General features: G+C 40.3%; 26 protein-coding genes. 15 read left to right on the top strand and 11 right to left on the bottom strand.

Annotation, left to right across the window (positions count from 1 at the left end):
- Positions 1-11: 11 nt before the first annotated feature.
- Both pilB and yacG read left to right on the top strand, forming a co-directional pair.
- The gene (gene pilB / locus P3J6_RS18095; protein WP_178956622.1) at positions 12-1,688 is read left to right on the top strand and encodes a type IV-A pilus assembly ATPase PilB; all 1,677 of its coding nucleotides are present in this window, start codon (positions 12-14) and stop codon (positions 1,686-1,688) included.
- A 65-nt stretch (positions 1,689-1,753) separates the two neighbouring features.
- A complete protein-coding gene (yacG, locus tag P3J6_RS18100) occupies positions 1,754-1,984 on the top strand; it encodes a DNA gyrase inhibitor YacG (RefSeq protein ID WP_054202591.1) in 231 nt (76 codons plus the stop codon).
- A gap of 59 nt (positions 1,985-2,043) precedes the next feature.
- On the opposite strand, the gene P3J6_RS18105 is transcribed toward yacG, so the two are convergent.
- Entirely contained in the window at positions 2,044-2,532 is a 489-nt protein-coding gene (locus P3J6_RS18105; protein ID WP_138605552.1) for a periplasmic heavy metal sensor, read from the bottom strand.
- 166 nt (positions 2,533-2,698) lie between these two features.
- Between P3J6_RS18105 and P3J6_RS18110 the strand changes: the two genes are divergently transcribed.
- Genes P3J6_RS18110 through P3J6_RS18120 form a run of 3 tightly spaced genes read left to right on the top strand, consistent with a single transcriptional unit; the run spans position 2,699 to position 5,727 of the window.
- Positions 2,699-3,388: a response regulator gene (locus tag P3J6_RS18110; RefSeq protein WP_198523712.1), complete on the top strand. Its 690-nt coding sequence runs from the start codon at positions 2,699-2,701 to the stop codon at positions 3,386-3,388.
- Positions 3,366-4,793 (top strand): ATP-binding protein, encoded by a 1,428-nt coding sequence (locus P3J6_RS18115; RefSeq protein ID WP_138605549.1) that lies wholly within the window; start codon positions 3,366-3,368, stop codon positions 4,791-4,793. Before P3J6_RS18110 ends, P3J6_RS18115 begins: the two co-directional genes overlap by 23 nt.
- Positions 4,783-5,727: an alpha/beta fold hydrolase gene (locus P3J6_RS18120; protein ID WP_178956625.1), complete on the top strand. Its 945-nt coding sequence runs from the start codon at positions 4,783-4,785 to the stop codon at positions 5,725-5,727. The genes P3J6_RS18115 and P3J6_RS18120 overlap by 11 nt, the downstream gene beginning before the upstream one ends.
- Positions 5,728-5,774: 47 nt before the next feature.
- On the opposite strand, the gene P3J6_RS18125 is transcribed toward P3J6_RS18120, so the two are convergent.
- The gene (locus P3J6_RS18125; protein WP_198523820.1) at positions 5,775-6,605 is read right to left on the bottom strand and encodes a cation diffusion facilitator family transporter; all 831 of its coding nucleotides are present in this window, start codon (positions 6,603-6,605) and stop codon (positions 5,775-5,777) included.
- A 156-nt stretch (positions 6,606-6,761) separates the two neighbouring features.
- On the opposite strand from P3J6_RS18125, the gene trmL reads away from it, so the two are divergent.
- The 4 genes from trmL (at position 6,762) to P3J6_RS18145 (ending at position 10,568) form a co-directional block, all read left to right on the top strand.
- Positions 6,762-7,226, top strand: a complete 465-nt coding sequence (trmL, locus tag P3J6_RS18130; protein ID WP_178956626.1) for a tRNA (uridine(34)/cytosine(34)/5-carboxymethylaminomethyluridine(34)-2'-O)-methyltransferase TrmL — start codon at positions 6,762-6,764, stop codon at positions 7,224-7,226.
- A 435-nt stretch (positions 7,227-7,661) separates the two neighbouring features.
- Complete coding sequence (locus P3J6_RS18135) at positions 7,662-8,336, top strand: TorF family putative porin (RefSeq protein ID WP_138609609.1); 675 nt, start codon at positions 7,662-7,664, stop codon at positions 8,334-8,336.
- A 9-nt stretch (positions 8,337-8,345) separates the two neighbouring features.
- Entirely contained in the window at positions 8,346-9,071 is a 726-nt protein-coding gene (locus tag P3J6_RS18140; protein ID WP_138609611.1) for a substrate-binding periplasmic protein, read from the top strand.
- A 9-nt stretch (positions 9,072-9,080) separates the two neighbouring features.
- Positions 9,081-10,568, top strand: coding sequence for a methyl-accepting chemotaxis protein (locus tag P3J6_RS18145; protein WP_198523713.1), 1,488 nt, complete (start codon positions 9,081-9,083; stop codon positions 10,566-10,568).
- A gap of 485 nt (positions 10,569-11,053) precedes the next feature.
- On the opposite strand, the gene gpsA is transcribed toward P3J6_RS18145, so the two are convergent.
- The 4 genes from gpsA to P3J6_RS18165 are packed head-to-tail and all read right to left on the bottom strand — an operon-like array spanning position 11,054 to position 13,313.
- Positions 11,054-12,061: an NAD(P)H-dependent glycerol-3-phosphate dehydrogenase gene (gene gpsA, locus P3J6_RS18150; RefSeq protein ID WP_138609615.1), complete on the bottom strand. Its 1,008-nt coding sequence runs from the start codon at positions 12,059-12,061 to the stop codon at positions 11,054-11,056.
- Positions 12,062-12,064: 3 nt separating this feature from the next.
- Positions 12,065-12,553: a protein-export chaperone SecB gene (gene secB, locus P3J6_RS18155; protein ID WP_198523714.1), complete on the bottom strand. Its 489-nt coding sequence runs from the start codon at positions 12,551-12,553 to the stop codon at positions 12,065-12,067.
- Between the two features lie 38 nt (positions 12,554-12,591).
- A complete protein-coding gene (gene grxC / locus P3J6_RS18160) occupies positions 12,592-12,849 on the bottom strand; it encodes a glutaredoxin 3 (RefSeq protein WP_138609617.1) in 258 nt (85 codons plus the stop codon).
- A 32-nt stretch (positions 12,850-12,881) separates the two neighbouring features.
- A complete protein-coding gene (locus P3J6_RS18165) occupies positions 12,882-13,313 on the bottom strand; it encodes a rhodanese-like domain-containing protein (protein ID WP_010391832.1) in 432 nt (143 codons plus the stop codon).
- 322 nt (positions 13,314-13,635) lie between these two features.
- On the opposite strand from P3J6_RS18165, the gene P3J6_RS18170 reads away from it, so the two are divergent.
- The 5 genes from P3J6_RS18170 to P3J6_RS18190 all read left to right on the top strand — a co-directional run bounded on the left by P3J6_RS18170 (position 13,636) and on the right by P3J6_RS18190 (position 18,821).
- Positions 13,636-13,833, top strand: a complete 198-nt coding sequence (locus tag P3J6_RS18170) for a hypothetical protein (RefSeq protein WP_138609618.1) — start codon at positions 13,636-13,638, stop codon at positions 13,831-13,833.
- 188 nt (positions 13,834-14,021) lie between these two features.
- Positions 14,022-15,566 (top strand): 2,3-bisphosphoglycerate-independent phosphoglycerate mutase, encoded by a 1,545-nt coding sequence (gene gpmM / locus P3J6_RS18175; protein WP_198523715.1) that lies wholly within the window; start codon positions 14,022-14,024, stop codon positions 15,564-15,566.
- A gap of 3 nt (positions 15,567-15,569) precedes the next feature.
- Positions 15,570-16,712, top strand: coding sequence for a murein hydrolase activator EnvC family protein (locus P3J6_RS18180; protein WP_198523716.1), 1,143 nt, complete (start codon positions 15,570-15,572; stop codon positions 16,710-16,712).
- Between the two features lie 33 nt (positions 16,713-16,745).
- Positions 16,746-18,011, top strand: a complete 1,266-nt coding sequence (locus P3J6_RS18185) for a S41 family peptidase (RefSeq protein ID WP_198523717.1) — start codon at positions 16,746-16,748, stop codon at positions 18,009-18,011.
- 57 nt (positions 18,012-18,068) lie between these two features.
- On the top strand, positions 18,069-18,821 hold the full coding sequence (locus tag P3J6_RS18190; protein ID WP_198523821.1) for a divergent polysaccharide deacetylase family protein: 753 nt from the start codon (positions 18,069-18,071) through the stop codon (positions 18,819-18,821).
- Between the two features lie 58 nt (positions 18,822-18,879).
- Here the strand turns inward: P3J6_RS18190 and P3J6_RS18195 are convergent, their stop codons facing one another.
- The 5 genes from P3J6_RS18195 to ftsY all read right to left on the bottom strand — a co-directional run bounded on the left by P3J6_RS18195 (position 18,880) and on the right by ftsY (position 26,009).
- Complete coding sequence (locus tag P3J6_RS18195; protein ID WP_198523718.1) at positions 18,880-20,751, bottom strand: methyl-accepting chemotaxis protein; 1,872 nt, start codon at positions 20,749-20,751, stop codon at positions 18,880-18,882.
- 336 nt (positions 20,752-21,087) lie between these two features.
- Positions 21,088-21,951: an RNA polymerase sigma factor RpoH gene (gene rpoH, locus P3J6_RS18200; protein ID WP_008114893.1), complete on the bottom strand. Its 864-nt coding sequence runs from the start codon at positions 21,949-21,951 to the stop codon at positions 21,088-21,090.
- A 241-nt stretch (positions 21,952-22,192) separates the two neighbouring features.
- A complete protein-coding gene (ftsX, locus tag P3J6_RS18205; RefSeq protein WP_198523719.1) occupies positions 22,193-23,179 on the bottom strand; it encodes a permease-like cell division protein FtsX in 987 nt (328 codons plus the stop codon).
- Positions 23,176-23,853: a cell division ATP-binding protein FtsE gene (gene ftsE, locus P3J6_RS18210; RefSeq protein WP_008114891.1), complete on the bottom strand. Its 678-nt coding sequence runs from the start codon at positions 23,851-23,853 to the stop codon at positions 23,176-23,178. The genes ftsX and ftsE overlap by 4 nt, the downstream gene beginning before the upstream one ends.
- A gap of 92 nt (positions 23,854-23,945) precedes the next feature.
- Entirely contained in the window at positions 23,946-26,009 is a 2,064-nt protein-coding gene (gene ftsY, locus P3J6_RS18215) for a signal recognition particle-docking protein FtsY (RefSeq protein WP_198523720.1), read from the bottom strand.
- A 206-nt stretch (positions 26,010-26,215) separates the two neighbouring features.
- Between ftsY and rsmD the strand changes: the two genes are divergently transcribed.
- On the top strand, positions 26,216-26,821 hold the full coding sequence (rsmD, locus tag P3J6_RS18220; RefSeq protein WP_198523721.1) for a 16S rRNA (guanine(966)-N(2))-methyltransferase RsmD: 606 nt from the start codon (positions 26,216-26,218) through the stop codon (positions 26,819-26,821).
- The last annotated feature ends 118 nt before the right edge of the window (positions 26,822-26,939 follow it).

Consider the following 26,939-nt stretch of genomic DNA (forward strand, 5'->3'; position numbering starts at 1 on the left):
TCAGGTGCGCAATGAATATTAACTCACCGTTACTAAGAAAATTTATTACCCTCGGCCGTGTCGATACCGATACCGTAAAAGCCAGGCAGCAAGACTTTGCGTCAACCGCAGAACTTATTTCTAAATGCGGAAAAATAGATAGCAACGATTTAGCTGAGCAATGTATTGATTTGTTTAGAGTGCCTTTTTTTGATTTAAAAGATTTTAATGTTGCACAAATTCCTGCCGAGCTAGTTAAAGAAAAGCTGATCCGTAAGCATCATATTTTACCTTTGGTACAAAAAGGCAGAAAAGTATATATTGCCGCTTCAGATCCTACCGATTACGGCGCTTTTGAAAACTTTGAATTTAGCACCGGTTTATCGTGTGAAGTGGTGGTAGTTGACTATATTCAACTCGATAATAAAATTGAGCAACTACTGGATGCTGCAGGTAGCTTAAATTTAAGTGAGGATGAATTTAAAGAGTTTGCTGAACTGGATTCTGAGCCACAAAAAGATCATACGCCAAAAGACGATGACAAAGACGACGCCCCTATTATTGTCTACATTAATAAAATTTTAATGGACGCAATAAAAAAAGGCGCTTCGGATCTTCACTTTGAACCTTATGAACATAAATACCGTATTCGCTTTCGTATCGACGGAATTTTGCATGAGGTAGCCAGCCCGCCAAACACCTTGGCCAGTAAGCTATCTGCCCGTATAAAAGTTATGTCGCGCCTTGATATCGCTGAAAAACGTAAGCCACAAGATGGCCGTATAAAACTCAAAGTGACAGAACGTAAAAGTATTGATTTTCGTGTTAGTACCATGCCTACCTTATGGGGCGAAAAAATTGTAATGCGTATCCTCGATTCATCAAGTGCCATGTTAGGTATTGATGTATTAGGTTATGAACCTGAGCAGAAAAAACTCTACCTCGATGCATTAGAGCAACCACAAGGGATGATTTTAGTTACCGGTCCAACTGGCTCAGGTAAAACCGTCTCCCTGTATACGGGTTTAAATATACTCAATCAGCCAGAGCGTAACATCAGTACCGCCGAAGATCCGGTAGAAATTAACCTCGAAGGGGTTAATCAGGTACAAATAAACATTAAAGCCGACATGACCTTTGCTAATGCTTTACGAGCGTTCTTACGCCAAGATCCCGATGTAGTAATGGTAGGTGAGATACGAGATTTAGAAACCGCTGAAATATCAATTAAAGCGGCACAAACCGGTCACTTAGTACTATCAACGCTACATACTAACTCTGCACCTGAAACCATAACTCGTTTATTAAACATGGGCGTACCCGCGTATAATGTGGCCAGTTCAATTAGCTTAATAATCGCTCAGCGATTAGCGCGCCGATTATGCTCTAAATGTAAAACACCAGAGCAGTTACCCCGTGAAGAGCTTATTCGCCAAGGCTTTAGTGAACAACAAATACAGGATATGGTTTTGTATGCCCCTAAAGGCTGTGAAAGCTGTACTGAGGGCTATAAAGGCCGTGTTGGTATTTACGAGGTTATGAAAATCACCCCCGAAATAGCGCAAATTATAATGCGTGGTGGTAACTCATTAGAAATTGCTGAGGTATCACTTAAAGCAGGGTATAACAATTTGCGTTTATCAGGTATTCGTAAAGCAGCAGAGGGTGTGACCTCGCTGGCTGAGATAAACCGCGTTACTAGTTTTTAAATAAAATGCTTAGTTGCTTAACGATAAATTGAGCAGCCAAGCCTATATTAATTTGAGAGTAAATTATGCCAACTATGGTTAACTGCCCAACCTGCAAAGTAAAAGTAGAATGGTCAGCACAAAGTCCGCATCGCCCTTTTTGTTCAAAGCGTTGCCAACTTATTGACTTAGGTGAGTGGTCGTTTGAAAATAATAAAATTTCAGCACCCATCACCTCTGCAGATGAATTCAATCAAGACATGATTGAAGACATTGAAGCAATGATGGCAAAAAATGAAGATGACTTTTTTAAATAATCACTCGTGTAATATAAAAAAGCCAGCATTTAGCTGGCTTTTTGCTTTGTGTTAAAACGCTATGCTTTATGCTTGCGGTGCTTTTTGGTCATTCGCTGCTGAATTTTAGCTAACTTCTCTTTTTGCTCAGCGTTAAGTAGTTGCATTACTTGATGCTGGGTTTTTAATTTAATTAACCCCAATTGCTGTTTCTTATCTTGGCGTGCAGTTAATAACTCTTTCGCTGCATTTTCGTCAAAATTTGGCGCTGACAATAACGCATCCATTTGTTCTTTATAGGCTTGGCGCTGTGCCTGGCGCGCGTCTTTGTCTTGGCTTCTTAGCGCTTTAATTTGCGTTTTTTGCGCTGTAAAAATCGCTTTTAGTTGTGTTTGTTGCTCTTGCGTAAGTGCCAGCTTATCTGCTGCTCGCTCAGAGAGTAAAAAGCGCGCCTGAGAGTGACCTTGTTTATAGCCATCGCCTTTTGCAAATACGCTGCCCGTAGTGAGCGTTGCCGCTGTTAAACCGCAAATGAGTACTAATTTTGATAACGTGTTTACTTTAGTCATAATCATCACCTTAATATTGGATTGGTTGTTGGCTGCTAACCAGTATGTTCACTATAACTGGTTCAATGCAAAGTAACGCAAAGCAGTGTAAAGGTTATGTAAAGACTAACTATTGATACATTAAACGCGTAAAATAAAACCATAAACAGCGCGTAAGGCTTTATATATGAAACTATTAATGATTGATGATGACACCGGTTTATGCGAATTATTAAGCGAATACCTAAGTGCACAAGGCTTTAGCATTCAAACCGCACATGATGGTCAACAAGGCTTAGAGCTTGCCTTGCAAAACGATTACGCGCTTATATTACTAGACGTCATGTTGCCCTCTATAGATGGCTTTGAAGTACTGAAACAACTCAGGCAAAGTAAATTAACACCGGTGATTATGCTGACCGCTAAAGGAGAAGACTTTGACCGTATTTTTGGTTTAGAACTCGGCGCTGACGACTACATACCAAAGCCTTTTAATCACAGAGAACTACTAGCCCGCGTAAAAGCAATTACTCGCCGCATTGAACATATTAATAGTGTAAGTAATAACACTAATAAAAAGCTCTCTTTAAATGGTATTACTATTAATTTTGCTGCGCGAGAGGCCAGTATTAATAACATCCCCCTCACATTAACGGGCACCGAATACGAAATACTCGCTTTATTGATAAAACACGCGCCTGATGTAATTAGCAAAGAGCAAATAAGCGAAGATGTATTAGGCAGACGCTTAGCATCTTTTGACCGCTCTATAGATATGCATGTGAGTAATATTCGTAAAAAAATAGCCGAGCATATTGAGGGCGATAAAATTAAAACAATGAGAGGAGCGGGATATGTCTTCATCCAAGGAGAATAAAGCTCTGCGCTTTAGTTGGCTACGCCACCCACGACATTATCTGTTTTTTAAAGTGTTTACGTGGTTTTGGCTGACCATTATTGGCACTTTTACAGCGCTCTTTTTCTTGAGTAATATTTCACTAATAAACGCCATTAGCCATGATCCACTACAAGGGCCGATGCAAAAAAATCTAGAATATTTGGCACGAGGTATCGAGCGTAGCGCACATAAACACAAGCGCTCTATTAATGACATTATTACTCATCCGCGTTTAACGAAACGTAAGTTGCTTTATTTAAATTCACAAAATAGCGATGAAGTGTTGATCAGTAAAAATGTTGAGAACAATATTGATTTAAGCTTACTTAACTTTAGTAAGGGCATGCCACCACAGGTTATTTTTACTGAATATTACCAAGCTTTTGGCCCTGTGCGCATTCGGGTTCCTGAAGGGGAATTTGAGTTATATGAAATCGATATCAATCAGCAGCGACCGCTCTTTATTCGCTTAAGATTATTACCCGTTTGGTTAAAAATTACCATGGCAATTATTGCCTCGCTTACGCTTAGCTTTTTATTTAGCCGTAACTTAATTGCCCCTATAAATAGCTTAAAACAAGCCGCTATCAGGCTCTCAAACGGCGATTTAAGTGCGCGTGCAACAATAAATAGTCAGCGAAAAGATGAACTTGGAGTTTTAGGGCGCGACTTTAACCGGATGGCCGATCAACTAGAGCAACTGCTTAGCGCTCAAAAACGTTTATTAGCCGATATATCCCATGAATTACGCTCCCCGCTAACCCGTTTAAAAATGGCTACAGGACTTGCACAAATGCAGGCAAGTGAGGCAAATCAATCTTATTTGTTGCGTATTGAAAAAGAAGCTAACCAACTGGATAAAATGATAGCCGATGTATTGCAGATATCGCGCTTAGAAGCCAATAGCCAACCTTTATCGCTGCAAACACAGTCGCTGCAAGTGATTGTTGACCATGTAATAAACGATGCTCAGTTTGAAGCAAAACAGCACAATAAAACCTTAATTGTACATGGTAATGTTGAAGTAAATATAGAGTGCGACGAAATGTTGATTGCCAGTGCCTTAGAGAACATTCTGCGCAACGCCATTAAATATGCACAACATACTATTAGTATTAGCTTAAAACACAGTGATACCATATACATACAAATATGTGATGACGGCCCAGGCGTACCTAAAGCGCAACTCGATAAGTTGTGTGAACCGTTTTTTAGGCAATCAGATGCCCGCGACCGCCACAGTGGGGGGACAGGGTTAGGGTTAGCCATTGCAAAAAATGCGGTAATAGCGCATGGCGGAAATTTAGTTTTATCAAACAAAGACGCTGGCGGATTATGCGTTGAAGTAAGCTTACCAATACAAAAGAGAGACCATGTTTTATAGCACTGAAAGCGAGCTTGAAAATAACCTGTCTGCAATTACTGAGTTTTATACTAATACGCTTAAAAAAGCGTATTTAAACACAGCAGCTGGGGAATTATTTTATGCTTATGCCAAGCCTAAAAATGCTCATACAGCCATTGTTATTAGTTCAGGGCGTATTGAAGGGCTCGATAAATACAAAGAGCTACTTTGGGAGCTTTATTGTAATAATTTTGCTGTGTTTATTGTTGATCACCAAGGCCAAGGTCGCTCTTATCGGTTATTAAAAAACCCCCACAAAGGTTACGTAAAACAATTTGAAGATTACAGTCACGATCTTAACCAGTTTAATGAAAAAGTGGTGCAGCAGCACTGGCAAGGTAAAAAACTACTACTTAGCCATTCAATGGGCGGCGCCATTGCGTTTGATTACTTAGCACGCTATTCACATGATTTTAGTGGAGCGTTTTTATCGGCGCCCATGTTTGATATTTATACCAAAGGAATACCCAAACCAATTGCACAGTTTATCGCTGCGAGTGCGTCATTATTAGGTTTCTCAGGATGTTATGCACTAGGGCAAAGCGATTATTCAGCTGAAGAGTTTGCGCTTAATACTTTAACCAGTAGTCAAATACGTTACGAGCAATTTAGGGCAACTTATCAGCAAACCCCACTATTACAATTAGGTGGTGTGACTTATGGTTGGCTGCATACCGTTTTTTCGTTCATTAAAGCACTCGATAAGCTATCTATAACCACCCCACTATTTATAGCCAGCGCAGAAAATGATGAAGTGGTTGATAATCAAGCCCAACATAAGCTCGCAAGTAGGCATAAAAATACCCTAATCAAGCAGTTTAAAGGAGCTAAGCACGAGCTGTTTTTTGAACGTGATGATATCCGCCAATCACTGCTAACTAGCCTGTATAAATTTTGCGAGTCTGTAAATTAACCTCAATTATAGATAATAAATCTATCTCAAGCAGAGTTCAGATTAGGTTAACGACTAAGTGAGAGCGGATCTAGATGAATCAATATATCCACTTGTGATTCAAACTGCTGAGTGATCATGGCTTCCACTTCGTCTGATACTTTATGGGCACGAATAAGTGGTAAATTGTCATCAAGCTCTAAATGCAGCTGAATAAATTTAACTTTACCACCTTGTCGAGTACGAATATCGTGCACCCCATAAACGTCATTATGATTACGGGCTATTTCAAAAATACTTTGCTTTTCTTCATCGGGTAGCTCTTTATCCATTAAGTGTGAGGCACTCTCGGTTGCTATATCCCAGCTGTTATAAAGTAAATATCCTGCCACACCTATGGCAAATAACGGATCAGCATACAGCACCCCATAATAAGCAAGTAAAATAGCAAGTAGCACCGCTGCATTTAAAATTAAATCGCCTTTGTAGTGCACAGAATCTGCTTTTATAGCGATTGATTCTGTATGCTTTACGACTTTATTTTGCACATACACAATCACTAATGTACACACTATGGCAAAAATACTCACCCATACACCTAATAATGAATGCGTCAGCTCTACGGGGTTAATGAGACGCTCAATACCATGAAACGCCAATAAACAACCCGAGCCTGCAATAAAAGCGGCCTGCCCTAACCCTGCAAGCGCCTCTGCTTTACCGTGGCCAAATCGGTGGTCGTCATCCGCAGGACGCAGCGCGTACGATAAAACCAAAAAGCTCATTAACGTTGCTGTGATATCCATTAATGAGTCGGTTAATGAGCCAAGCATTGACGCAGAACCCGACGCTAGCCACGCCCATGCCTTGGTCGCAATCATTAGGCTGACCATAACCATGGTCACTATGCTAGAGGCTTTAACCCAAAATTCATAACTGCGATTATGCACGTATCTTTCCGCTGTAAGCTGTATTTAATGTTTTCAGTATATCATTTTTTATTCATTGTTCGTGTATACTGAGCTCGTCAAATTAAAGATTTTATAGGGCTTATTGTGCTGGATATTGTTTTATACCAACCTGAAATTCCGCCTAACACCGGGAATATCATTCGTTTATGTGCCAATACAGGCTTTGCACTTCATTTAATTGAACCATTGGGGTTTGAGTGGGATGACAAACGTGTAAAACGCGCTGGCCTTGATTATCACGAATTTAGCCATGTGCAACGCCATGCTTCATTTGAAGCTTACTTAGAAAAGTGCCAGCCTAAAAAAGTGTATGCGTGCACCACCAAAGGCAGTCAATTTCACCATCAAGCACAATATGAAGCGGGTGACTGCTTGGTATTTGGCCCTGAGACTCGAGGTTTGCCTGATGAAATGATCCAAGCATTACCCAATGAGCAACGCGTGCGTATTCCTATGCAAGCCGATAGTCGCAGTATGAATCTATCTAACGCGGTCGCTGTGTTTGTGTATGAATCTTGGCGCCAGCTTGGTTTTCCAAACGCCCAATAAATTAAACTGGCGTTTAAATTTAGTAACTTTAAGCGTCACTAAGTATTAGGGTCTGTTGACCTTTCAAGGTTGAATTTGCAGCAGTCTGCTTGGTATTTAGGCAAGGCAGAGCCTATGTGGTGTGGTATTCCCCACAAATAGGCGATAACGCAGCATCAATAACAAACAGGCGCTGCCCAAAGGGTTCTGCCTAGGGACGATTTACTCTTTTTTGCTCGGTTTTTACTCATTCTTACATGGATGTAAGCCAGTAGAGTAACGCAGGAGCAGTTATCGAGCCCACTAGGTTACAAACCTCGCGCCGCGATTAAACCGCTCCTAGTTTGAACAAATTTTAATCCACAAAGGTCAACAGACCCTTATCACTGACTATTTTTCAAAATCTATAAACTTGTACTAAGCTAATAATAATATTCCTTTTTAAAACGTTAAATTATGAAAAAATTATTACTTAGCTCATTCCTACTTTGCTCAACTTCATCACTTGCGGCGACTTCGGCAACAGTAACTGTTGTTTCTGATTATTTATTCAATGGTGTTAGCCAAACTCAAGAGGACCCAGCCCTACAGGCTAGCTTTGACTGGGCTGGAGACACTGGTTTTTATGCTGGTGTTTGGGGTTCAAATGTCGACTTTGGAGAAGGTACAGATATAGAAGCAGATGGTTATTTAGGTTATTTTACTAGCCTAAACGATTCTATAAACCTTGACGTAGGCATAGCTCAATACACCTACCATGGCGAGGACTTTAGCTCAGACTATAACTATGCTGAAGCGTACGCTAAGTTCAATTATGGTAATACTAATCTAAACTTCTGGCATGCATGGGATTACTTTGGTACGGGTGCTGGCCACAGCATTGTAATGATCACGCACAACTTTCCCATTAATGATGCTTTTTCGATTGATATAGGTGCCGACTACTCACTCAGCCATGATGACGACAAGTGGCAGTGGGAAGCTGATGATGATAACTATATTCATTGGCGTGTTGGTGCTAATTACACTATCAATGACTGGAACTTATCGGCCAGCTATGAAGACACAGACTTAGACACCTATGGTGACTCGACTATACTTCTTTCAGTATCAAGAACATTTAACTTTTAAGGTTACGCTATGAAAACATTATTACTATTAATATTATTAGGTTTTTCAAACTTAGTCTGTGCCGATACCGTTTACTTAACGTCATTAGCTTGGCCGCCTTATGCTGATAAATCACTTGATCAACAAGGTGCATCTGTTGCTGTAGCAAAAGCCGCATTTAAAGCTGAAGGGCACGAGCTTGTTGTAGACTTTTTCCCATGGTCTCGCGCAGTTAATTCTGCAGCTCAAGCAAATTCAAAGTATGTTGGTTATTTTCCTGAGTATATGCATGACACGTCTGATTTTGTATTTTCAAATCCAACAGGTACAGGTCCACTTGGGTTAGTACAAAACAATGTAAAACCTATCACTTTCTCTACTACCAGTGATTTAGCTGGTAAGCGTATAGGTGTGGTGCAAGATTATGTAAATACTAAAGAGCTTGACGATATGATTGCCGCGGGTTCGATAAAGGGTGATGCAGTCCCCTCAGATGTACTAAATATCAAAAAAGTTGCAGCAGGTAGAATTGATGCAGCAGTTATTGATGCCAATGTGCTTAATTATTTACTAAGTACTGATAAATCACTGGCAAGCATGAAAAGTAAAGTATCAATGAATGAAACATTACTTGAAGATAAAAGCCTTTATATTGCATTTAGAAACGATGCCGAAGGAAAAAAATGGCAACAAATCTACAACTCAGGGTTAGAGAAGATAGATGTTAATGCAATAATGTCAAACTACTTAAAGTAAGGACATCCTTTGACCCGTTCAATTTTATTTAGGCTTGTAGTTACCACGTTGAGCGCTATGATATTGGTGCTGTTGTGCTTTGGAATTTATGATTATACCACCCAAAGTAATCAACTAAAGCAAAAACTTGATACTGAGATTAGCCTAGCTAAGGAACGTATTGGTTTATCGTTACCCAATGCAATGTGGAACTTTCAAGACGAGCTCGCAAATAAGTTAATAAAAGCTGAAGTAGCTTCTGATAATATTTCTAAAATAACAATTTATGATACTAATGAGCAAGTTTTTGCAGAAACAGACGGTGTAAAAACACAGTCTGTTATACAAAGTGAACTTATTTATGATGATTCAGGTACCCCTAATAAAGTCGGCTCAGTGAGTCTTTACGTTGAATACAGTCATATTGATAAAGTATTAACTGAATTGGCGATATTTTTAGTCATTGAGATGCTGTTGCTTGCCAGTATTTTGGGAGCTGTTTTAGTTTATATTTTTAAAAAACTAGTTGCGCAGCCTCTATCTGAGGTAGCAGAAAAAATGGCAATGATAGCCAGTGGTGATGGCGACCTAACACAAGAAATCGTTGTTAGACGCGATGACGAAATAGGTCAACTGGCAGCCTCTTTTAATAAGTTTGAGCATAAAATTGCAGCGCTTATAAATGGTTTTAAATTGTCGGTAGATGATTCGCTTAGTGTTGCAGGTAATATCTCATCACTAAGCGCAGAAGGCGTGCACTATTTATCCACACAACAGGTAGAAACAGACCAAATAGCGACAGCTATTACACAAATGGCTTCCTCTGCAACCGAAATAGAAAATAATGCAAAGCATACTTTGAACTCTGCAGAAACTGCAAATATTGATGCACAAAAAGTTCATGAAGCTTTTTTAAACTCTATTAACTCTATTGAAAGTTTAGTCGGTCAACTTGATGAATCATCTAGAGTAATAGGTACTTTAGAAGAATCTGTTCAGGATATTGTATCAGTACTTGACGTTATTCAGGCTATCGCAGAACAAACAAACCTACTGGCATTAAACGCCGCTATTGAAGCAGCTCGAGCAGGTGAGCAAGGGCGAGGGTTTGCCGTAGTTGCTGATGAAGTACGTTCTTTGGCAAGTAGAACACAAAAAAGCACAGCGGAGATCCATACTACCATTGAAAATTTGCAAAAAGGCTCTCAATCTGCAGTAAATGTCATGCAACTTAGTAAAAATATGAGTCAAGACAGTATGAGTGCCGCAACTGCAGCGAGCGAGCTGATTGCAAATATTTCTGACGCAATTGGATCAATTACCCAAATGTCGAGCCATATTTCAAGTGCAGTTACCGAGCAAAGCACCGTTGCTGAGGACTTAAGTAAAAATATTAATGAAGTGGTATCGGCTGGACAAAGTAGTATGGCTAAAATTGAACAAGTTCAAACTTACTCTCGGGATATGCAAGAGCTAGCGGCACAATTAAAAGATTCTGCCCGTGTTTTTAAAACGTAACCTAAAACTGAGACAAGTAGACTGTTGAAAGTTGTATTTATTCAAGATCTAGTGACATTTAAAGGTTAAGTTTACAGCTGCATGTTTGATCTTGAGGAAAGATTGAGTCTATGTAGTGTGGTTGGCCATAAATAGACGCAGCAGTTATTGATGCTAATGCATTAAAGTACTTACTGAGCACAGATAAATCCCTTACCAGCATTGCAAGTAAAGTTGCGATGAACGCAAATTTACTTGAAGAGAAAAAACTATATATTGCGTTTAGAAACGATGCAGAAGGACAAAAATGGCAACAAATTTATAATCAAGGTTTAGCCAAAATAAACGTCAATCAAATAATGACAAACTACTCTAATTAAGCGTATATGTTGTAATAGCTTTATTAAAGCAACCTTAAGATTAGCACATTTGCCAATACCTTAAGGTTGCTCACTATGAATAACACTTAAGGTAGGCAATAATTGATTTTAATAAATTTGGTGTTATTACTCAGAAGTTTGTTCTCTACCAAGTAATGCCATAGCAGCTGCTTTCATGCCTTTATTCTCATAAAGCACTTTGTATATTTGCTCAGTGATTGGCATTTCAACGCCCGCACGCTGTGCAAGTAAATACACTTCTTTGGTATTTCTGAAGCCTTCAACTACTTGGCCGATTGATGCAATCGCATCATCAACACTTTCACCTTGACCTAAGGCTAAACCAAAACGGCGGTTGCGCGACTGATTATCGGTACAGGTTAGAATTAAATCGCCTAAACCAGCCATCCCCATAAAGGTCTCTGGTTTCGCACCTAGGGCACAACCCAAACGCGATAACTCTGCTAAACCACGGGTAATAAGCGCGGTACGTGCATTTGCACCAAAGCCAACACCATCAGAAATCCCTGCACCAATAGCAATTACGTTTTTAACCGCACCACCAAGCTGTATGCCAATAAAGTCGTCATTGTTGTACACTCTAAACGAGCGACCGCAATGTAATAAATCGGCAATTTGTTTCGCAAATGCTGATGACGTTGATGACACCGAAATAGCGGTTGGTGAGCCCTTAGCCATTTCTTTGGCAAAAGTTGGCCCCGAAAGCACTGCTAATGGTACTTCTTCACCGAGTTCTTGCACTGCCACTTCTTGCAATAAACGCCCAGTATCTGGCTCAAGCCCTTTAGTAGCCCACGCTATTTTTGCATCAGAGCGCAAAGCCGGTTTAATTTGCTTTAACGTGTCAGCAAACGCATGACTTGGCACAACAACCAGTACAATATCGCTAGCTGCTGTTGCATGCTGTAAATCAGCTTCAAGGGTTAAGGTGTCAGGAAAAGGAATATCAGGTAAGTAACGTTGATTTTTTCGCTCAGCTGCAAGCGTCGCAACGTCTTGACTATTGCGTCCCCATAAAGTCACTTTGTGACCATTTCGGGCTAAACAAATAGCAAGGGCGGTGCCATATGACCCCGCCCCTAAAACAGTAACAGCTGATGTTGCTGTATTCATAAATTATGCGTCTGCTGAAGCCTGCTCAGCTTGCGCTGTGCGTTGCTGCATGTACTGTGCAAATAATGCGTCAAAGTTAACTGGCGCAAGATTAAGTTGTGGAAACGTACCACGATTTACTAAGTTCGATACCGCTTCACGTGCATATGGGAATAACACGTTAGGACAGAATGCACCTAACATGTGTGCTAATTGCATTTCTTCAACTTCAGCAATAGTAAAAATACCTGCTTGCTGAATTTCACACAAAAACGCAGTTTCTTCACCGATAGATGCCGTCACAGTTAATGCTAAAACAACTTCGTATACACCTTGATCAAGCTTATTAGAGCGTGTATCTAAATCTAATTTTACTTCTGGAGCCCACTCTTTTTGAAAAATAGCTGGTGAATTTGGCGTTTCAAACGACACATCTTTAGTGTAAATACGTTGAATAGTAAACTGTGCGCCTGCATCAGCTTCTGCTGCTGCGTTTTGATTTTGTTCGTTCATTGTTATTCCTAACCTGTTATTTATTATAATTAATTAAATTAAGCACTCAGCTTAGCGTCAAGGTGACCTTTTGCTTCTAGTGCCATCATGTCGTCACAGCCACCGATGTGTTCATCGTTAATAAAAATTTGTGGAACCGTGCTTGCGCCACCGGCTTTGGCGATCATTTCATCGCGAAGCTCTGGCTGAACGCCAATATCAATGTTTGTGTATTCTACACCTTTACTGTCTAACAGCGCTAATGCGCGATGACAAAAAGGACAATATCCTTTGGTGTATAAAACAACGTTACTCATAATTAATCCTTAATCGGTTTAGCTAAGAGGTATTAGCGACCGCTTGTTGTTGGCAGACTTGCTGATTGCCACGCCCCCATACCGCCAGATAAAACATAAACCTGTTCATAACCTGCTTTATGCATTGCGGTTGCAACGCCTGAAGCAGTCATGCCTGCAGCACATACCACTATAATGGGTTTGCTCTTATACTTTTCAAGGGTTGAGAAATCAGATTCTTTGGCTTTTTCAGGGTTTAAATGCACAGCACCGGCAATATGGCCTGTTTTAAACTCTTTTTGCCCACGCATATCAACAACCTGACCGTCTTCGCGGTTAATAAGTAACGTTAACTGCTGAGGATTGATCTGACGAATTGCTGAAAATTTACTTTTTATTGCGCCACTAACAATAAGAAACGCAATCGCAACCCAAGCTAGGCTTAGAATTGGATGATTTGAGACAAATTCAATATATTGATCCATTCGACTTCCACTATAAAGTTACATGCTAAAACAGGGTGTTTTAGATATTTAATTCATATTTATTGAACTTACACAATGAGCAGTCACTCACCTGTAATTCAATTTAGAGCACTGTTAGGCTACTCTGAATTTTACCTACACATAGGCTTAGCTTACCCTACAAGCCTATTCAATACTTGAATAAAATAGGGATTAGCCGCGCAAGTATACCCAAATCAGCTAAAAATGCGAGTTTAAGCACGCTTGTAAGCCACAATGTAGTGCTCTTTTAACTAAAAAATAACCCACCCCTTCAAAGTATACAATTGAGAGAGTGAGCTCATTGAAAATTTTTAATATCTTCTTTTCATTGCTGATCCTAGCTATAAAACACGGTATGCTTAAGCTTGGCATGTTGGCATTAATGTTAGCGTGTATTTTAGCAACGCTAGGGTCTGTTGATCTTTCAAGGTTAAATTTGCAGCAGTCTGTTTGGTATTTAGGTAAGGCAGAGCCTATGTGGTGTGGTTATTCCCCATAAATAGGCGATAACGCAGCATCAATGCCAAACAGGTGCTGCCCGAAGGGTTCTGCCTAGGGGCGATTTACTCTTTGTTGCTCGGTTTTTACTTAGCCCACTAGGTTACAAACCTAGCGCCGCGATTAAACCGCCCCTAGTTTGAACAAATTTTAATCCGCAAAGGTCAACAGACCCTAATAGGAGTGACTATGACAGAGCATAAAAAACCACTGGTATTAATGATTTTAGATGGCTGGGGATACAGAGAAGATGAGCAAAGCAATGCCATTTTAGCTGCTAATACCCCTGTATTAGATGAGCTTTGGGCCACTCGCCCTCATACATTAATTTCAGCATCGGGTTTAGATGTGGGTCTTCCTGGTGGTCAAATGGGTAATTCTGAGGTTGGCCACGTTAATTTAGGTGCTGGTCGTATTGTGTATCAAGATTTTACTCGCATCACAAAAGCCATTGATGATGGCGAATTTGATACAACCCCTGCACTGGTTGAAAACATTGATAAAGCTGTTCATGCCAACAAAGCCGTTCATATTATGGGACTGCTAAGCCCTGGTGGCGTTCATAGTCACGAAGATCATATTGTGGCGAGTATACAATTGGCTGCAAAACGCGGCGCTAAAGAGGTGTACTTTCATGCCTTTTTAGATGGCAGAGATACTCCCCCACGCAGCGCTAAAGCATCAATTGAGCGTATTGAAGCCTTGTTTAGCGAGCTTAAATGTGGCCGTTTAGCCTCATTAATTGGTCGTTACTATGCCATGGACAGAGACAACCGCTGGAACCGTGTTGAAAAAGCGTATAATTTAATCACCCTAGGTGAAAGCGACTTTGATTATGAAGATGGCGTAAACGCACTTTACGCGGCTTATGAGCGCGATGAAAATGACGAATTTGTAGCAGCAAGTACTATTACCCCAAAAGGTAGCGAATCTGTAAAAGTAAATGATGGCGACACCATTATATTTGCCAACTTTAGAGCAGACCGCGCACGCGAAATCACTCGCGCCTTTGTCGAACCTGATTGTGACGGCTTTAATAAGAAAAAATCGCCCGAGCTTAGTGCCTTTGTGATGATGACTGAATACGCTGCTGATATTGATGCGCCAGTGGCTTTTGGCCCAACGCCGCTTAATAACGTACTTGGCGAATGGTTTGAGAAACAAGGTAAAACTCAGCTACGTATATCAGAAACTGAAAAATATGCCCACGTTACCTTTTTCTTTAGTGGCGGACGCGAAAATGAGTTTGACGGCGAAACTCGCGAGCTAATCCCATCTCCTCAAGTAGCAACGTATGATTTACAGCCAGAAATGAACTCACAAATGCTTACCGATAAACTCGTTGCAGCAATAAAAAGTGGAAAGTATGATGCCATTATTTGTAACTACCCTAATGGCGATATGGTCGGCCACTCAGGTGTATTTGAGGCGGCAGTTAAAGCCTGTGAAGCAGTAGATAGCTGTATTGGTCGTGTAGTTGATGCCCTTAAAGAATACGGTGGAGAAGCACTAATAACTGCTGATCATGGTAATGCAGAGCAAATGGCAAACCTTAAAACAGGCCAAGCGCACACAGCACATACTAGCGAGCCAGTACCCTTTATTTATGTAGGTCGTGACGCACAAGCGCATTCCGGTAAAGCCTTGAGCGATGTTGCACCTACTATGCTGCATTTAATGGGTTTGGAACAACCTGCAGAAATGACAGGTTCGCCAATTATGGTGTTGAAATAATTTATGAATAAAAGCGCATGCCGCATCATTGCGTGTATATGTGTACTAAACTCATTAGCCACTGGCGTTGCAGTGGCTAATGAAGATCGTACCAAAAAAGACCTTTCCCAAGTACAAGTTGCTTTAGAGCAAAGCCAAGCTGAGTTTCAACAACAGCAAAAAGAAATAGCTAAACAGCAGCAAAAACTAAAAATACATGAGCTCGCTATAGCGAAAAACGCTAAAGCACTTAATATGGCTGAGCAATCCGTTAAAAAAACACAACAACAGCAAGCAGAGCAACAACAACGCGCGGCAAAGCTTGAAAAACAACAAGCCCAATTTCAACGTATTTTAGCAGCACAGTTAAAAAGTGCTTATATGGCAGGTAGCGATGACTATTCAAAAATGCTACTTAACCAAGAAGATACCGCCAAATTTGAACGCACACTTAGCTACTATAACTACCTAAATAAAGCTCGTATAAAGCAACTTGATGATCTTAAAGCACTGCAAGTTGAGATTGAAAAAAATCAAGCTGAGCTTGCGAAAACAAAAGAGAGGCTCGTTGCTTTATTTGAGGAACAAAAAAGACGACAAGCAGCACTTCTTGGGGCTAAAAATGAGCGCCAAGCAAGCTTACAAAACCTAAAAAAGCAGTTAAATAAAACCAAAAATTCCATTAGCTATTTAGAAGAAAACGAACAAACTCTGATCGCCACTATCAAAGAACTTGAAGAAGAAGAAAAAGTCACAAAAATTGAACTACTTGGCTTAAATCGTAATAAAGGAAAATTAAACTGGCCGAGCAAAGGAAAATTAGCGCATAGGTTTGGTCAACGTAAGCACGGCGGAATAAACTGGAAAGGTGTATTAATTTCTGCATCTGAAGGGACTTCAGTTAATAGCATTGATAATGGCCAAGTAGTATTTGCCGACTGGTTAAAAGGCTATGGCTGGGTAATCGTACTTGACCACGGCCAAGGTTTTATGAGCTTATACGGACACGCACAAACCTTGCTAAAAGACGTGGGTGATATGGTCAGAGAAGGTGAAAGTGTTGCATTAGTTGGGCAAAGCGGTGGACAAGCAGATTCTGGTCTATACTTTGAAATACGTCATAAAGGGCGTGCTGTTAATCCCATAAAATGGTGCAGGCGTATTTAATATCAAAATAGCTGCATCCTGTTAGAGGCGGTTATGATAAACACACACATTTGCCAACAAAAAACTTCTGTGAAAAAGCGAGCCCCCTGCTTTTGTTTTATCTTATTTGTTTTATTAGTGTTTTTTGGCTTTATAAATACTGCCTATGCAAGCTCGGTTAAAGACTTAGAAAGCCAAAAAATAAATGAAATACTGTTTAATATTCACACCTACTACGTTGATGATTTAGCACTGCAAAACAGTGAGTATATTGAATACAACTCGTCTCAATTTGAACGCTTATACTCTAAGCTCGACGCCTACTCTAAGTATTTAGATAAAAATGAGCTAAATGCATTATTTAATAACACTAATGGTCGCTATACCGGCCTAGGTATAGAAGTAAAAAGCATCGAGCAACGCACCACGATTGTTAAAGTAATTAATAATTCACCAGCCAAACAAGTAGGACTTCGCTCAGGCGATATAATTACTGCCGTTAATCAGCACTATGTAGAAAACAGTCCGATTGATTTAGTTGCACAATACATCAAAGACAGCGCTAACGGTGAAGTACAGCTAAGTATTACCCGTAATAACACTCAAACACCGCTAATATTTAATCTCAGTAGAAAACAAATTAAGCTAACGAGTGTAACCAAGCAACTACTTGACTCAGGTAACGGTTATATCGCTATTAATAACTTTTCTAATCACACTTTGCATGAAGTTGCCTTGCAAATAGCCGCCATGCAAAACCATTATGGCCATTCATTAAAAGGCCTAATTATTGATTTACGAGATAACCCGGGAGGCACTTTAAAGAGTGCAGTTGCGGTAGCAGACCTGTTTCTTCAAGATGGTTTAATTGTAACGACCAAAGGGCGTTTTTATGATTCGAACCAATCTTTTTACGCTAAACGCGGCGATATTTTAAAAGGTGCTCCGATTGTTGTCCTGATTAATGAAAACTCAGCCTCAGCAGCAGAAATACTGGCTGCAGCGTTAAAAGAAAATCTACGTGCAAAAATAGTAGGGAGTCAGTCGTTTGGTAAAGGAACAGTGCAATCACTTATTCCATTAGGCGACGGCGATACCGCCTTAAAACTAACCACCGCACGTTACTTTACGCCACTGGGAGAGTCTATTGAAGGGATTGGCGTAACTCCAAATGTGGCGATTAATCAAACAACACTTCCACAAACAAATAAAGCCGTTATAATAAAAAATGAACAATCAGAACAAAACACTGTTTTTAACGCTGAAGAATTAGCCGATATCCAGTTAGTAAAAGCAAAACAGCTACTTAGCATGCAATAAAAACGGTAAACTTTTTAAAGATAATAAAAATTATAAAACGTGAAAATTATAAATTTAATGGTGTTAGCAGGGCTTTTTTTAGCCTTATTTGCAACATCGAGTGCTGTTAAAGCCAAACAAATAGCCATAGTGATCGATGACATAGGTTATCATCAACGTGACCTAGAATTCCTAAGTTTACCTGGGCAATTGTCTTATTCAATTTTGCCTCATACCCCCTATTCTCAAATATTTGCAACCCTTGCTAGTCAGTCAAATAAAGAGCTCCTGTTGCATGTGCCTATGCAAGCTTTAAATGGCAAAAAGCTAGGCCCTGGGGCGCTTACTTTAAATATGGATAAAGCACAACTTCAACAAACACTCGGTAATGCACTGGCGAGTTTGCCACAAGTTAAAGGGGTTAATAATCATATGGGTTCTGCACTCACTCAGCAAAGCCAAGCAATGAAGTGGACCATGGAAGTACTTAAAAAGCGTCAGTTGTATTTTCTCGATAGCCGAACAACCGAATTAAGCCAGGCGCAAAATGCAGCTAACTTTTTGGGGGTAGAAAATATTGGTCGGCATGTATTTTTAGATAATATAACTACCCCTGAGCAGCTACAATTTAGGCTAGAAGAGCTAAAGTCAAAGGCAACTAAATATCAGTTTGCCATTGCAATAGCACACCCCTACCCCGAAACTATCGATTTTTTACGCCAAGCCTTGCCGCAATTAATCGAGCAAGGATTTGAACTGGTACCAGTATCACAGCTGGTAGAACGTAAGTATGTACAAATAGCCCAACAACAAGCCATTTCATTAAACTGATGGAGTAAGCGAACGCCTTACCCCAACAGTTAATTAAACTTAATTATAAGTATGCTGCTTATAAAATAAACGTTGCTACTTTAGCATTTAAGTCTGTAGCTCTGTCTTTTAATACTTCTGCTTGGCTTAAATGCGCGGTAGCTGAGGTCGTTATTTCATCGGTTACATCTTTAATAGCGACCGTATTTCTAGTAATTTCATTAGTCACTTGCGTTTGCTCTTCTGCAGCTACGGCTATTTGACCCGCCATATCAGAAATCTCATTTACTGCCAGAGTGATTTCTTCTAACGCGTGAGCGGCAGCATTTACATCATCCACACTATTGTTGGCATAACTCTTACTGCTGTCCATCAAGCTCACGGCTTTTTTAGTGGTGTTTTGTAAGGTTTCTATAGTGGTATAAATTTCGGCTGTAGAGTTTTGTGTTCTTCTTGATAGCACACGCACCTCATCGGCAACCACTGCAAAACCACGCCCCTGCTCTCCCGCCCGAGCGGCCTCTATTGCTGCATTAAGCGCTAAGAGATTTGTTTGCTCAGCAATTTCTTGAATGGTAGTTAAAATGCTCGAGATAGCCTGAGCATGCAAACTTAATTCACCAATAACTGTGGTAGTTTGGTCTATTTCTCCCGCCAGTGAATTAATCGTGTTTCTGGTTTTATCAACTAACAGCTTACCTTCATGACTACTTTGCGCCGATTGTTGCGATGCGGTTGCGGTGTTTTCTGCATTGGCGGCAATTTCATGGGTTGCACTGGCCATTTCTGTGACCGCAGTAGCAACCATAGCTACTTCTTGTTGCTGACGCTGTAACTCACTAACACTGCTTTGGTTGGTGATCAAGCTTTTCTCTGCATCAAAGTCTAAGTCAGTAGCTAATTGACGAATATGACTGATCAGTTCATGTTGGCTGCTAACAAAACGATTAAAACTATCAGCCAGAACCCCAACTTCATCTTGCGTATCAACAGTTATACGCTGGGTTAAATCACCGTTACCATCTGCAATTGTTGATAAAGCTTGCGATACTCGGCTCAAAGGTGCGAGCAATACACCCAATAGCCATGAAATAGCCAACACACTCAGTAAAAGTGCTACCGCAACCAGCACTAATTGAGTCAGCAATAAACTAATAAGCGGAGCCTCTAAAGTTTGTTTATCCAATACAAACAACAACTGCCAATCTGTATTGTTAATGTTTTCACCCCAAACTAGCTTCTCTCGGCCTTCACCCTCAAAGTAAACAGGCGTAAATTCATTATTTTGACTATTAGATAAAATTACTTGGTTATTAATTTTAGAATCAACCTGAGTAATATTTGCCATTACTTTTCTAGCGTCTTTATAGGCAATCACAGTGCCATCTTTATGCATCATAATGGCGTATCCATCTGCAGGTAAAGACATTGTATTGACGCTATCGACCAAGGTCTCAATCGACAAATCCCCCGCAACCACACCGCTTCGTGTGGTTTTAGCAATAGAAACAACCAACAGATTATAGGCGGTATCTAAATAAGGTTTGGTAATTACGGTATCACTTTTGAGTTGTGCTTGTTTATACCATGGACGAGTGCGCGGATCGTAGCCGGTGCGATCAATACTGGGATCAGAGTCAGTCATTTTTCCGCTGCTATCTCCAAAGTAAGTTAACTGAAAGCCACCTGAAAATGCTGCTTGCTGAAGTGCGCTGAGCGTGTTGCCCTCAACCTTATTCGCAACCGATTTAATTATCTGCTGGCGACTAGCTAGCCAATCTTCAATACTCGTAGCCTGTTGCTTACCAGATTGGCTTACGTTATCAATACTGCTTTTTAGCAGTAACGCTTTTTGAGAGGTATAGCTATTCCACGACAGCAATATAATAATAACGGCTAGGGCAAGAACGACCGATAGCAAGATTTTTTTCTTTAGTGAATATGAGTTCATATTGAGTGTAAATACTCGCGTTAAATGAAATTGAAAGGCAACAAACCAGCAATTAAATGACTTAATTTAGGCTACGATTTGAGCGATAAGTCGCTCAGGTGCGCGAATATTTTCATATACCCAAATTAAAAACAAACTAAAATCATGTATTTAAATTAAAACCAAACTTATTCATTAATTTTAAAGAGCGTATATTTAATTAAAAGATACATAGATGTGACTAGAGGTAAGCAGAACAAGAAAAACGATACTTTCTATTAACCTTTTTAGTTAGCTTTTTTAGTTAAAAAAAAGCCCTGCATTTTCATGCAGGGCTTAATCAGTTTTTTAGTGCGATTAACTCATCGCGCTTTGTAATTTTTTCATTGCTGTTTTTTCCAGCTGGCGAACACGCTCTGCTGATACGCTGTATTTTTCAGCCAGCTCTTGCAGTGTTGCTTTATCGTCTGACAACCAACGAGCACTAACAATATCTTGAGAACGCTCATCGAGAGTTTTCAAAGCGCTAAATAAACGCGTATGTGACTGTTCTTGCCATTGTTGCTGTTCAATGTCGTCAGCTAAATCAGCAGAACCATCGGTTAAGTACTGTACCGGTGAGTAAGTACTAGTTGGCGCGTCATCATTATCGTCGCCAGTTAAATCAAAGCCCATGTCTTGGCCGCTCATACGCGATTCCATTTCACGTACTTCTTTTTCACTCACACCTAGCTCGCTAGCTACTGTGCTCACTTCAGCTTGGTTAAACCAACCTAAACGCTTTTTATTTTTACGTAAGTTAAAAAACAATTTACGTTGTGCTTTGGTCGTCGCTACTTTAACGATACGCCAGTTTTTAAGCACAAACTCATGAATTTCGGCTTTAATCCAATGAACGGCAAATGAAACCAAACGTACACCCACTGATGGGTCAAAACGTTTTACTGCTTTCATCAGTCCGATGTTACCTTCTTGAATTAAATCAGCTTGAGGTAACCCGTAACCCGAGTAGCTTTTAGCTATGTGCGCTACAAAGCGCAAATGCGACATAATGAGTTGCTTTGCAGCACTAAGATCGCCTTCTTCCTGAAGTCTTTTTGCAAGTTCCTGCTCTTGCTCAACTTTAAGCATAGGAATAGTACTAACAGCTTGAAGGTAGCCGTCCATACTTGCGCTTTGTTGCCCAACTGTAAGTGCCATTGCGTATAAATCTTTACTCATTTTTCACCTCGGTGATAAACATTTGAAACCATCTTAGCACTCTTTTAGTAAGAGTGCTAACTTGAATTTAAAACTTTTTTGAATCATAAATCAAGTGGTTTTTTTAGTGTTAAGTCAGTCTACGCTAGGCGACTGAATAACCTATGAATTGATTTAGCCAAAACAAAAATAACCTTTTTGCTTTGGCTTTTTTATTATTTTAAACTCAAAACATGACAGTTTTAAGAATTATATTAGGGCCCTAAACCTTATCAGGTTCTATTTCTGAGATGTAACGATTAACCGATAAGTAAGAACCAATAAAACCTAAACTAGTAGCAAGTAATACCAACGCGCCAAACTCATTAAGACTAAGCCCTATTAGCGTAAAACTGGTTTGATACACCCCTGCAACACTGCTTACTGCAGCAGATAGCCACCACATCATTAATGCTACACAAATAAAGGCAAACAATCCGCCAATCACGCCATACCAAATGCCAGTCCATAAAAAGGGAGCGTGTATAAAGGTATTGGTTGCCCCTACTAGCTTCATTACCTGTATTTCTTCTTTTTTTTCCATAATAGATAAACGAATTGTATTGCCTATAATAAGCGTCACTGAGGTAAGTAATAATAGCGCAATAGTAATTACACTCTCTTTTAACAAACTTAGTAATGCATTTAGGCGCTCAAGCCAAGCAATATCAAGCTTACCAAAGTCAACTTCGCGTTCGGCTTCAAGTTTTTTAAGCAATTGCTTAGCTGCATTAGGTTGGCTATGTCGTTGTGTTGGTGTGACTAAAACTACATTCGGTAACGGGTTGGTATCTAAATACTCTAAAGCCTGACCAAAGCCAGACATTTCTTTGAACTCATCCAAAGCCTCAGTGCGAGAAATAAAAGTCACAGTTTGTATTTCGGGATATAGCGCTAAACGTTTAACTAAGGTTTGCGTTTCTTGCTCGCTCATATTTTCTTTTACAAACAAGGATATTTCGCTGGCTTGCTCAAAACCACTACTCACTTGCTGCACATTTTTTACCACTAAATATAGTGTTGCAGGCAACGTTAAACTCAAACCGAGTACTGCAATGGTCATCATTGAAGCCAATGGCGTGCGCCACATTTCTCCTAGACTGTACACACCTTGGCGAAAAATATTAATAATAAAAAAGTAACCGCCAGAGAATACTGACTTTTTTTGTTTATCATTACTATTTTGACGGCTTTTGAACAGTAAACTCATAATACCCCCTCAGCCAGTGGATCTTGGCTCATTCGTCCATCATGAAGCGTTAAACTGCGGTACTTCATCCGTGACACTAAGCCCAAATCATGAGTGGCAATTAAAACCGTGGTGCCATGTTTATTAAAGTCTTCAAACAGTCGTAATATTTCCATTGATAATTCAGGGTCTAAGTTACCGGTAGGTTCATCGGCTAGCAATATAGGTGGCGAATTGACGATGGCTCGTGCAATCCCTACTCGTTGTTGTTCACCACCAGAAAGTGTAGAAGGGTGACAGCGCACTTTATCTAACAAGCCCACTTTATCAAGCGCTCCATGCACACGTTTGGCAATTTGCTTGTGGTGAGTACCTTCAATAATTAAGGGCAAAGCAACGTTATCAAATACCGTGTATCGCTCTAATAATCGATGATTTTGAAAAATAATACCAATGTCGCGACGTGCATACGGAATTTGACGGGAATTTAATTTATTTAAATCCACACCATTAATAAACACGTTTCCTGCAGAAGGACGTTCCATTAAGCTAATAAGCTTTAATAGTGTACTTTTACCAGCCCCACTGTGGCCAGTTAGAAAGGCCAATTCGCCAGGCTTTATATGAAAGTTCACTTTTTCAAGCGCGCGGTGTCCACCGGCATAGGTTTTACTTACTTGCTGAAAATTTATCATTTTTTATTATTGCCAATTTATTGTTAGCCTTAGGCTCTAAATAAAATGGTATTCCTCGCAATTAAAAAGGGAGCAGGCTCCCTTTTGGTAAATTAAGCGTCGTCCTCATCTTGACTAAATAGCGCGTCAATAAAGTCATCGCTCTTGAAGGTACGTAAATCATCAATACTTTCACCTACGCCAATGTAACGAATAGGAATATTAAACTTATCGGCAACGGCAAAAATAACCCCACCTTTAGCAGTACCATCAAGCTTTGATAATGTGATACCTGTTAAACCTACACATTGATTAAATAGGTTTACTTGGCTAATTGCATTTTGGCCTGTACCAGCATCAATAGTCAGCATCACTTCATGAGGTGCATCAGGGTCTACTTTTTTCATTACACGGGCTATTTTTTCAAGCTCTTGCATTAAGTTATCTTTATTTTGCAAGCGCCCTGCTGTATCAGCAATTAACACATCGACATTACGTGCTTTTGCAGCTTGAAAAGCATCAAATACTACCGATGCACTATCAGCACCTGTATGTTGAGCTATTACCGGAATGCTGTTGCGCTCACCCCATACTTGAAGCTGCTCTACCGCTGCAGCTCTAAAAGTATCACCGGCAGCAAGCATGACCGACTTACCTTGATTTTGGAATTGCTTGGCCATTTTACCAATGGTGGTGGTTTTACCTACGCCGTTTACCCCTACCATTAAAATAACAAAAGGTTTTTTATCTGCTGGTATTTCTAAAGGCTGCTCTGCTGTTTTTAGCATAGTTGCCATTTCTTGTTTCATAAGCTCATAAAGCGCATCACCATCTTTAAGTTGCTTGCGATCGGCTGCATCAGTTAAATTATCAATGAGCTTCATGGTGGTATCAACACCGAGATCAGCAGTAAGTAACTGAGTCTCTAGCTCTTCAAATAACTCGTCGTCAATTTTTTTACCGCTAAAAATTGACGAAAAACCAGAGCCAATATTCACTCTAGTTTTAAGTAAGCCTTTTTTAAGTCGAGAGAAAAAGCCTTCTTTTTTAGGTTTTTCCGCTTTTTTTGCTTCTTCCTCTGCAAGCTCTGCGGTCAGTCGCTGTTGTTCTAGGCGTTCAGCCTCTTCTTCAGCTGCAATACGTTCTTGCTCTAAACGTTCATTCTCTGCTTGCTCTGCTGCAATGCGCTGTTGCTCTAAACGCTCATGCTCAGCTTGTTCTGCTGCAATACGCTGTTGTTCTAAACGCTCATTTTCAGCTTGCTCTGCTGCAATACGCTGTTGCTCTAAGCGCTCATTCTCAGCTTGCTCTGCTGCAATGCGCTGTTGCTCTAAACGCTCATGCTCAGCTTGCTCTGCTGCTATGCGTTGTTGTTCTAAGCGCTCATTCTCAGCTTGCTCTGCTGCAATACGCTGTTGTTCTAAGCGCTCATTCTCAGCTTGCTCTGCCGCAATACGCTGTTGTTCTAAGCGCTCATTCTCAGCTTGTTCAGCCGCGATACGTTCTTGCTCTAACAACATTTTCGCTTCTTGTTCAGCTAAACGCTTAGCTTGCTCTTGTCTTTGCTGCTCTGCATCCGCCTGTTGTTTAGCTAATAGCTCAGCGTTAGCTTGTTCAATCGCTTGTTTTTCTGCTGCCGCAGCGCGTTGTGCTTGCGCCTGTGTCTCTTGCTCTAAACGTTCAGCTTCTGCTTTTTCAGCTGCTATACGCTCTTGCTCTAACAACATTTGCGCTTCTTGCTCTGCTAAACGTTGAGCTTGCTCTTGTCTTTGCTGCTCGGCATCTGCCTGTTGTTTAGCCAATAGCTCAGCGTTAGCTTGTTCAATCGCTTGTTTTTCTGCTGCCGCAGCGCGTTGTGCTTGCGCCTGTTTTTCTTGCTCTAAACGCTCTGTCTCTGCTTTTTCGGCAGCTATTCGTTGTTGTTCGGCTTTTTCAGCTTGCTCTTGCGCTAAACGTTCTGCTTCAGCTTGTTCAGCTGCAATTCGGGCTTGTTCTAAACGTTCGGCTTCAGCTTCAGCTTGCAAACGCTCTGCCTCGGCCTTCTCTGCTGCTAAGCGCTCCTGTTCGACTTTTTCTGCCTGCTCGTTTGCCAATGCTTGTTGTTTATCAGCTTCTGCTTGTTTTTTATCTGACTTACCAAAACCGAGCCACGACATGAATTTACTTTTTTTTGCCATACTTGCTAATAACCACTTATAAAAATCTGATAAACTAACGATAATGATAGCGTGCTTTTAAGCCTAAATAATTGCTTTTTAGCAACACGTTATCCTCGAGGGTGCGTAATAGTAACACTTTTAGCGCAGTTGAAAAATGACACGCCGTGATATGATTGCATATATTATCTGAGCTAGATCATAGATACCAATTTTTAGTGAGTTAAATGAGAAAAAAAATCACACCAAATAACACCACCCATAAATCAGTCGATGGCGTTATTAGAATCATTAGCGGCCAATTTCGCGGTCGAAAACTGCCAGTAAAAGACGTTCAAGGCTTGCGCCCTACAACCGACAGAATAAAAGAAACAGTATTTAATTGGTTAATGCACGATACCCGCGATGCGCGCACTCTCGATTGCTTTGCCGGTTCCGGAGGTTTAGGGTTCGAAGCGCTATCTCGCTTTGCTAAAAACACCACATTTTTAGAGCTTGATCCGTTAGCAGCAAAACAGCTAACGCAAAATGTTGCCACCCTTAATGCGCAAAATGCACAGGTACTCAATACTAATACCCTGACCTTTCTTGAAAGCAAAAACACCAATGACACATTTAATTTAGTTTTTATTGACCCGCCATTTCGCAAAAATTTAGCCCAATCATGCTGTGATTTATTAGAAAATAATCAATGGCTCGACCCTGACGCACTGATATACGTTGAGGTAGAAACGGAGTTAAGCTCTTTTAAAGCACCTAGTAACTGGTTGTTAATAAAAGAGAAAAAAGCTGGGCAAGTTTTTTGCAGGCTATACCAACGACATATAAATTAACACTGTTTTAGCGGTCGGGTTTCTGTTAATATTATCCTTTACATGTGGTGTTGCTTCGGATTACAATACCGCACCATTTTTGAACCACTTGATCAATGTTTGATCAACTTGAGCAACG

This window comes from Pseudoalteromonas sp. 3J6 (assembly GCF_903995135.1).
GTDB lineage: Bacteria > Pseudomonadota > Gammaproteobacteria > Enterobacterales > Alteromonadaceae > Pseudoalteromonas.

What these genes read in the sequence shown, in the direction of transcription:
- pilB (WP_178956622.1), top strand. Translation starts at nt 12, where the DNA reads ATGAATATTAACTCACCGTTACTAAGAAAATTTATTACCCTCGGCCGT.
- yacG (WP_054202591.1), top strand. Translation starts at nt 1,754, where the DNA reads ATGCCAACTATGGTTAACTGCCCAACCTGCAAAGTAAAAGTAGAATGG.
- P3J6_RS18105 (WP_138605552.1), bottom strand. Translation starts at nt 2,532, where the DNA reads ATGACTAAAGTAAACACGTTATCAAAATTAGTACTCATTTGCGGTTTA.
- P3J6_RS18110 (WP_198523712.1), top strand. Translation starts at nt 2,699, where the DNA reads ATGAAACTATTAATGATTGATGATGACACCGGTTTATGCGAATTATTA.
- P3J6_RS18115 (WP_138605549.1), top strand. Translation starts at nt 3,366, where the DNA reads ATGTCTTCATCCAAGGAGAATAAAGCTCTGCGCTTTAGTTGGCTACGC.
- P3J6_RS18120 (WP_178956625.1), top strand. Translation starts at nt 4,783, where the DNA reads ATGTTTTATAGCACTGAAAGCGAGCTTGAAAATAACCTGTCTGCAATT.
- P3J6_RS18125 (WP_198523820.1), bottom strand. Translation starts at nt 6,605, where the DNA reads ATGGTTATGGTCAGCCTAATGATTGCGACCAAGGCATGGGCGTGGCTA.
- P3J6_RS18135 (WP_138609609.1), top strand. Translation starts at nt 7,662, where the DNA reads ATGAAAAAATTATTACTTAGCTCATTCCTACTTTGCTCAACTTCATCA.
- P3J6_RS18140 (WP_138609611.1), top strand. Translation starts at nt 8,346, where the DNA reads ATGAAAACATTATTACTATTAATATTATTAGGTTTTTCAAACTTAGTC.
- gpsA (WP_138609615.1), bottom strand. Translation starts at nt 12,061, where the DNA reads ATGAATACAGCAACATCAGCTGTTACTGTTTTAGGGGCGGGGTCATAT.
- secB (WP_198523714.1), bottom strand. Translation starts at nt 12,553, where the DNA reads ATGAACGAACAAAATCAAAACGCAGCAGCAGAAGCTGATGCAGGCGCA.
- grxC (WP_138609617.1), bottom strand. Translation starts at nt 12,849, where the DNA reads ATGAGTAACGTTGTTTTATACACCAAAGGATATTGTCCTTTTTGTCAT.
- P3J6_RS18165 (WP_010391832.1), bottom strand. Translation starts at nt 13,313, where the DNA reads ATGGATCAATATATTGAATTTGTCTCAAATCATCCAATTCTAAGCCTA.
- gpmM (WP_198523715.1), top strand. Translation starts at nt 14,022, where the DNA reads ATGACAGAGCATAAAAAACCACTGGTATTAATGATTTTAGATGGCTGG.
- P3J6_RS18180 (WP_198523716.1), top strand. Translation starts at nt 15,570, where the DNA reads ATGAATAAAAGCGCATGCCGCATCATTGCGTGTATATGTGTACTAAAC.
- P3J6_RS18185 (WP_198523717.1), top strand. Translation starts at nt 16,746, where the DNA reads ATGATAAACACACACATTTGCCAACAAAAAACTTCTGTGAAAAAGCGA.
- P3J6_RS18190 (WP_198523821.1), top strand. Translation starts at nt 18,069, where the DNA reads ATGGTGTTAGCAGGGCTTTTTTTAGCCTTATTTGCAACATCGAGTGCT.
- P3J6_RS18195 (WP_198523718.1), bottom strand. Translation starts at nt 20,751, where the DNA reads ATGAACTCATATTCACTAAAGAAAAAAATCTTGCTATCGGTCGTTCTT.
- rpoH (WP_008114893.1), bottom strand. Translation starts at nt 21,951, where the DNA reads ATGAGTAAAGATTTATACGCAATGGCACTTACAGTTGGGCAACAAAGC.
- ftsX (WP_198523719.1), bottom strand. Translation starts at nt 23,179, where the DNA reads ATGAGTTTACTGTTCAAAAGCCGTCAAAATAGTAATGATAAACAAAAA.
- ftsE (WP_008114891.1), bottom strand. Translation starts at nt 23,853, where the DNA reads ATGATAAATTTTCAGCAAGTAAGTAAAACCTATGCCGGTGGACACCGC.
- ftsY (WP_198523720.1), bottom strand. Translation starts at nt 26,009, where the DNA reads ATGGCAAAAAAAAGTAAATTCATGTCGTGGCTCGGTTTTGGTAAGTCA.
- rsmD (WP_198523721.1), top strand. Translation starts at nt 26,216, where the DNA reads ATGAGAAAAAAAATCACACCAAATAACACCACCCATAAATCAGTCGAT.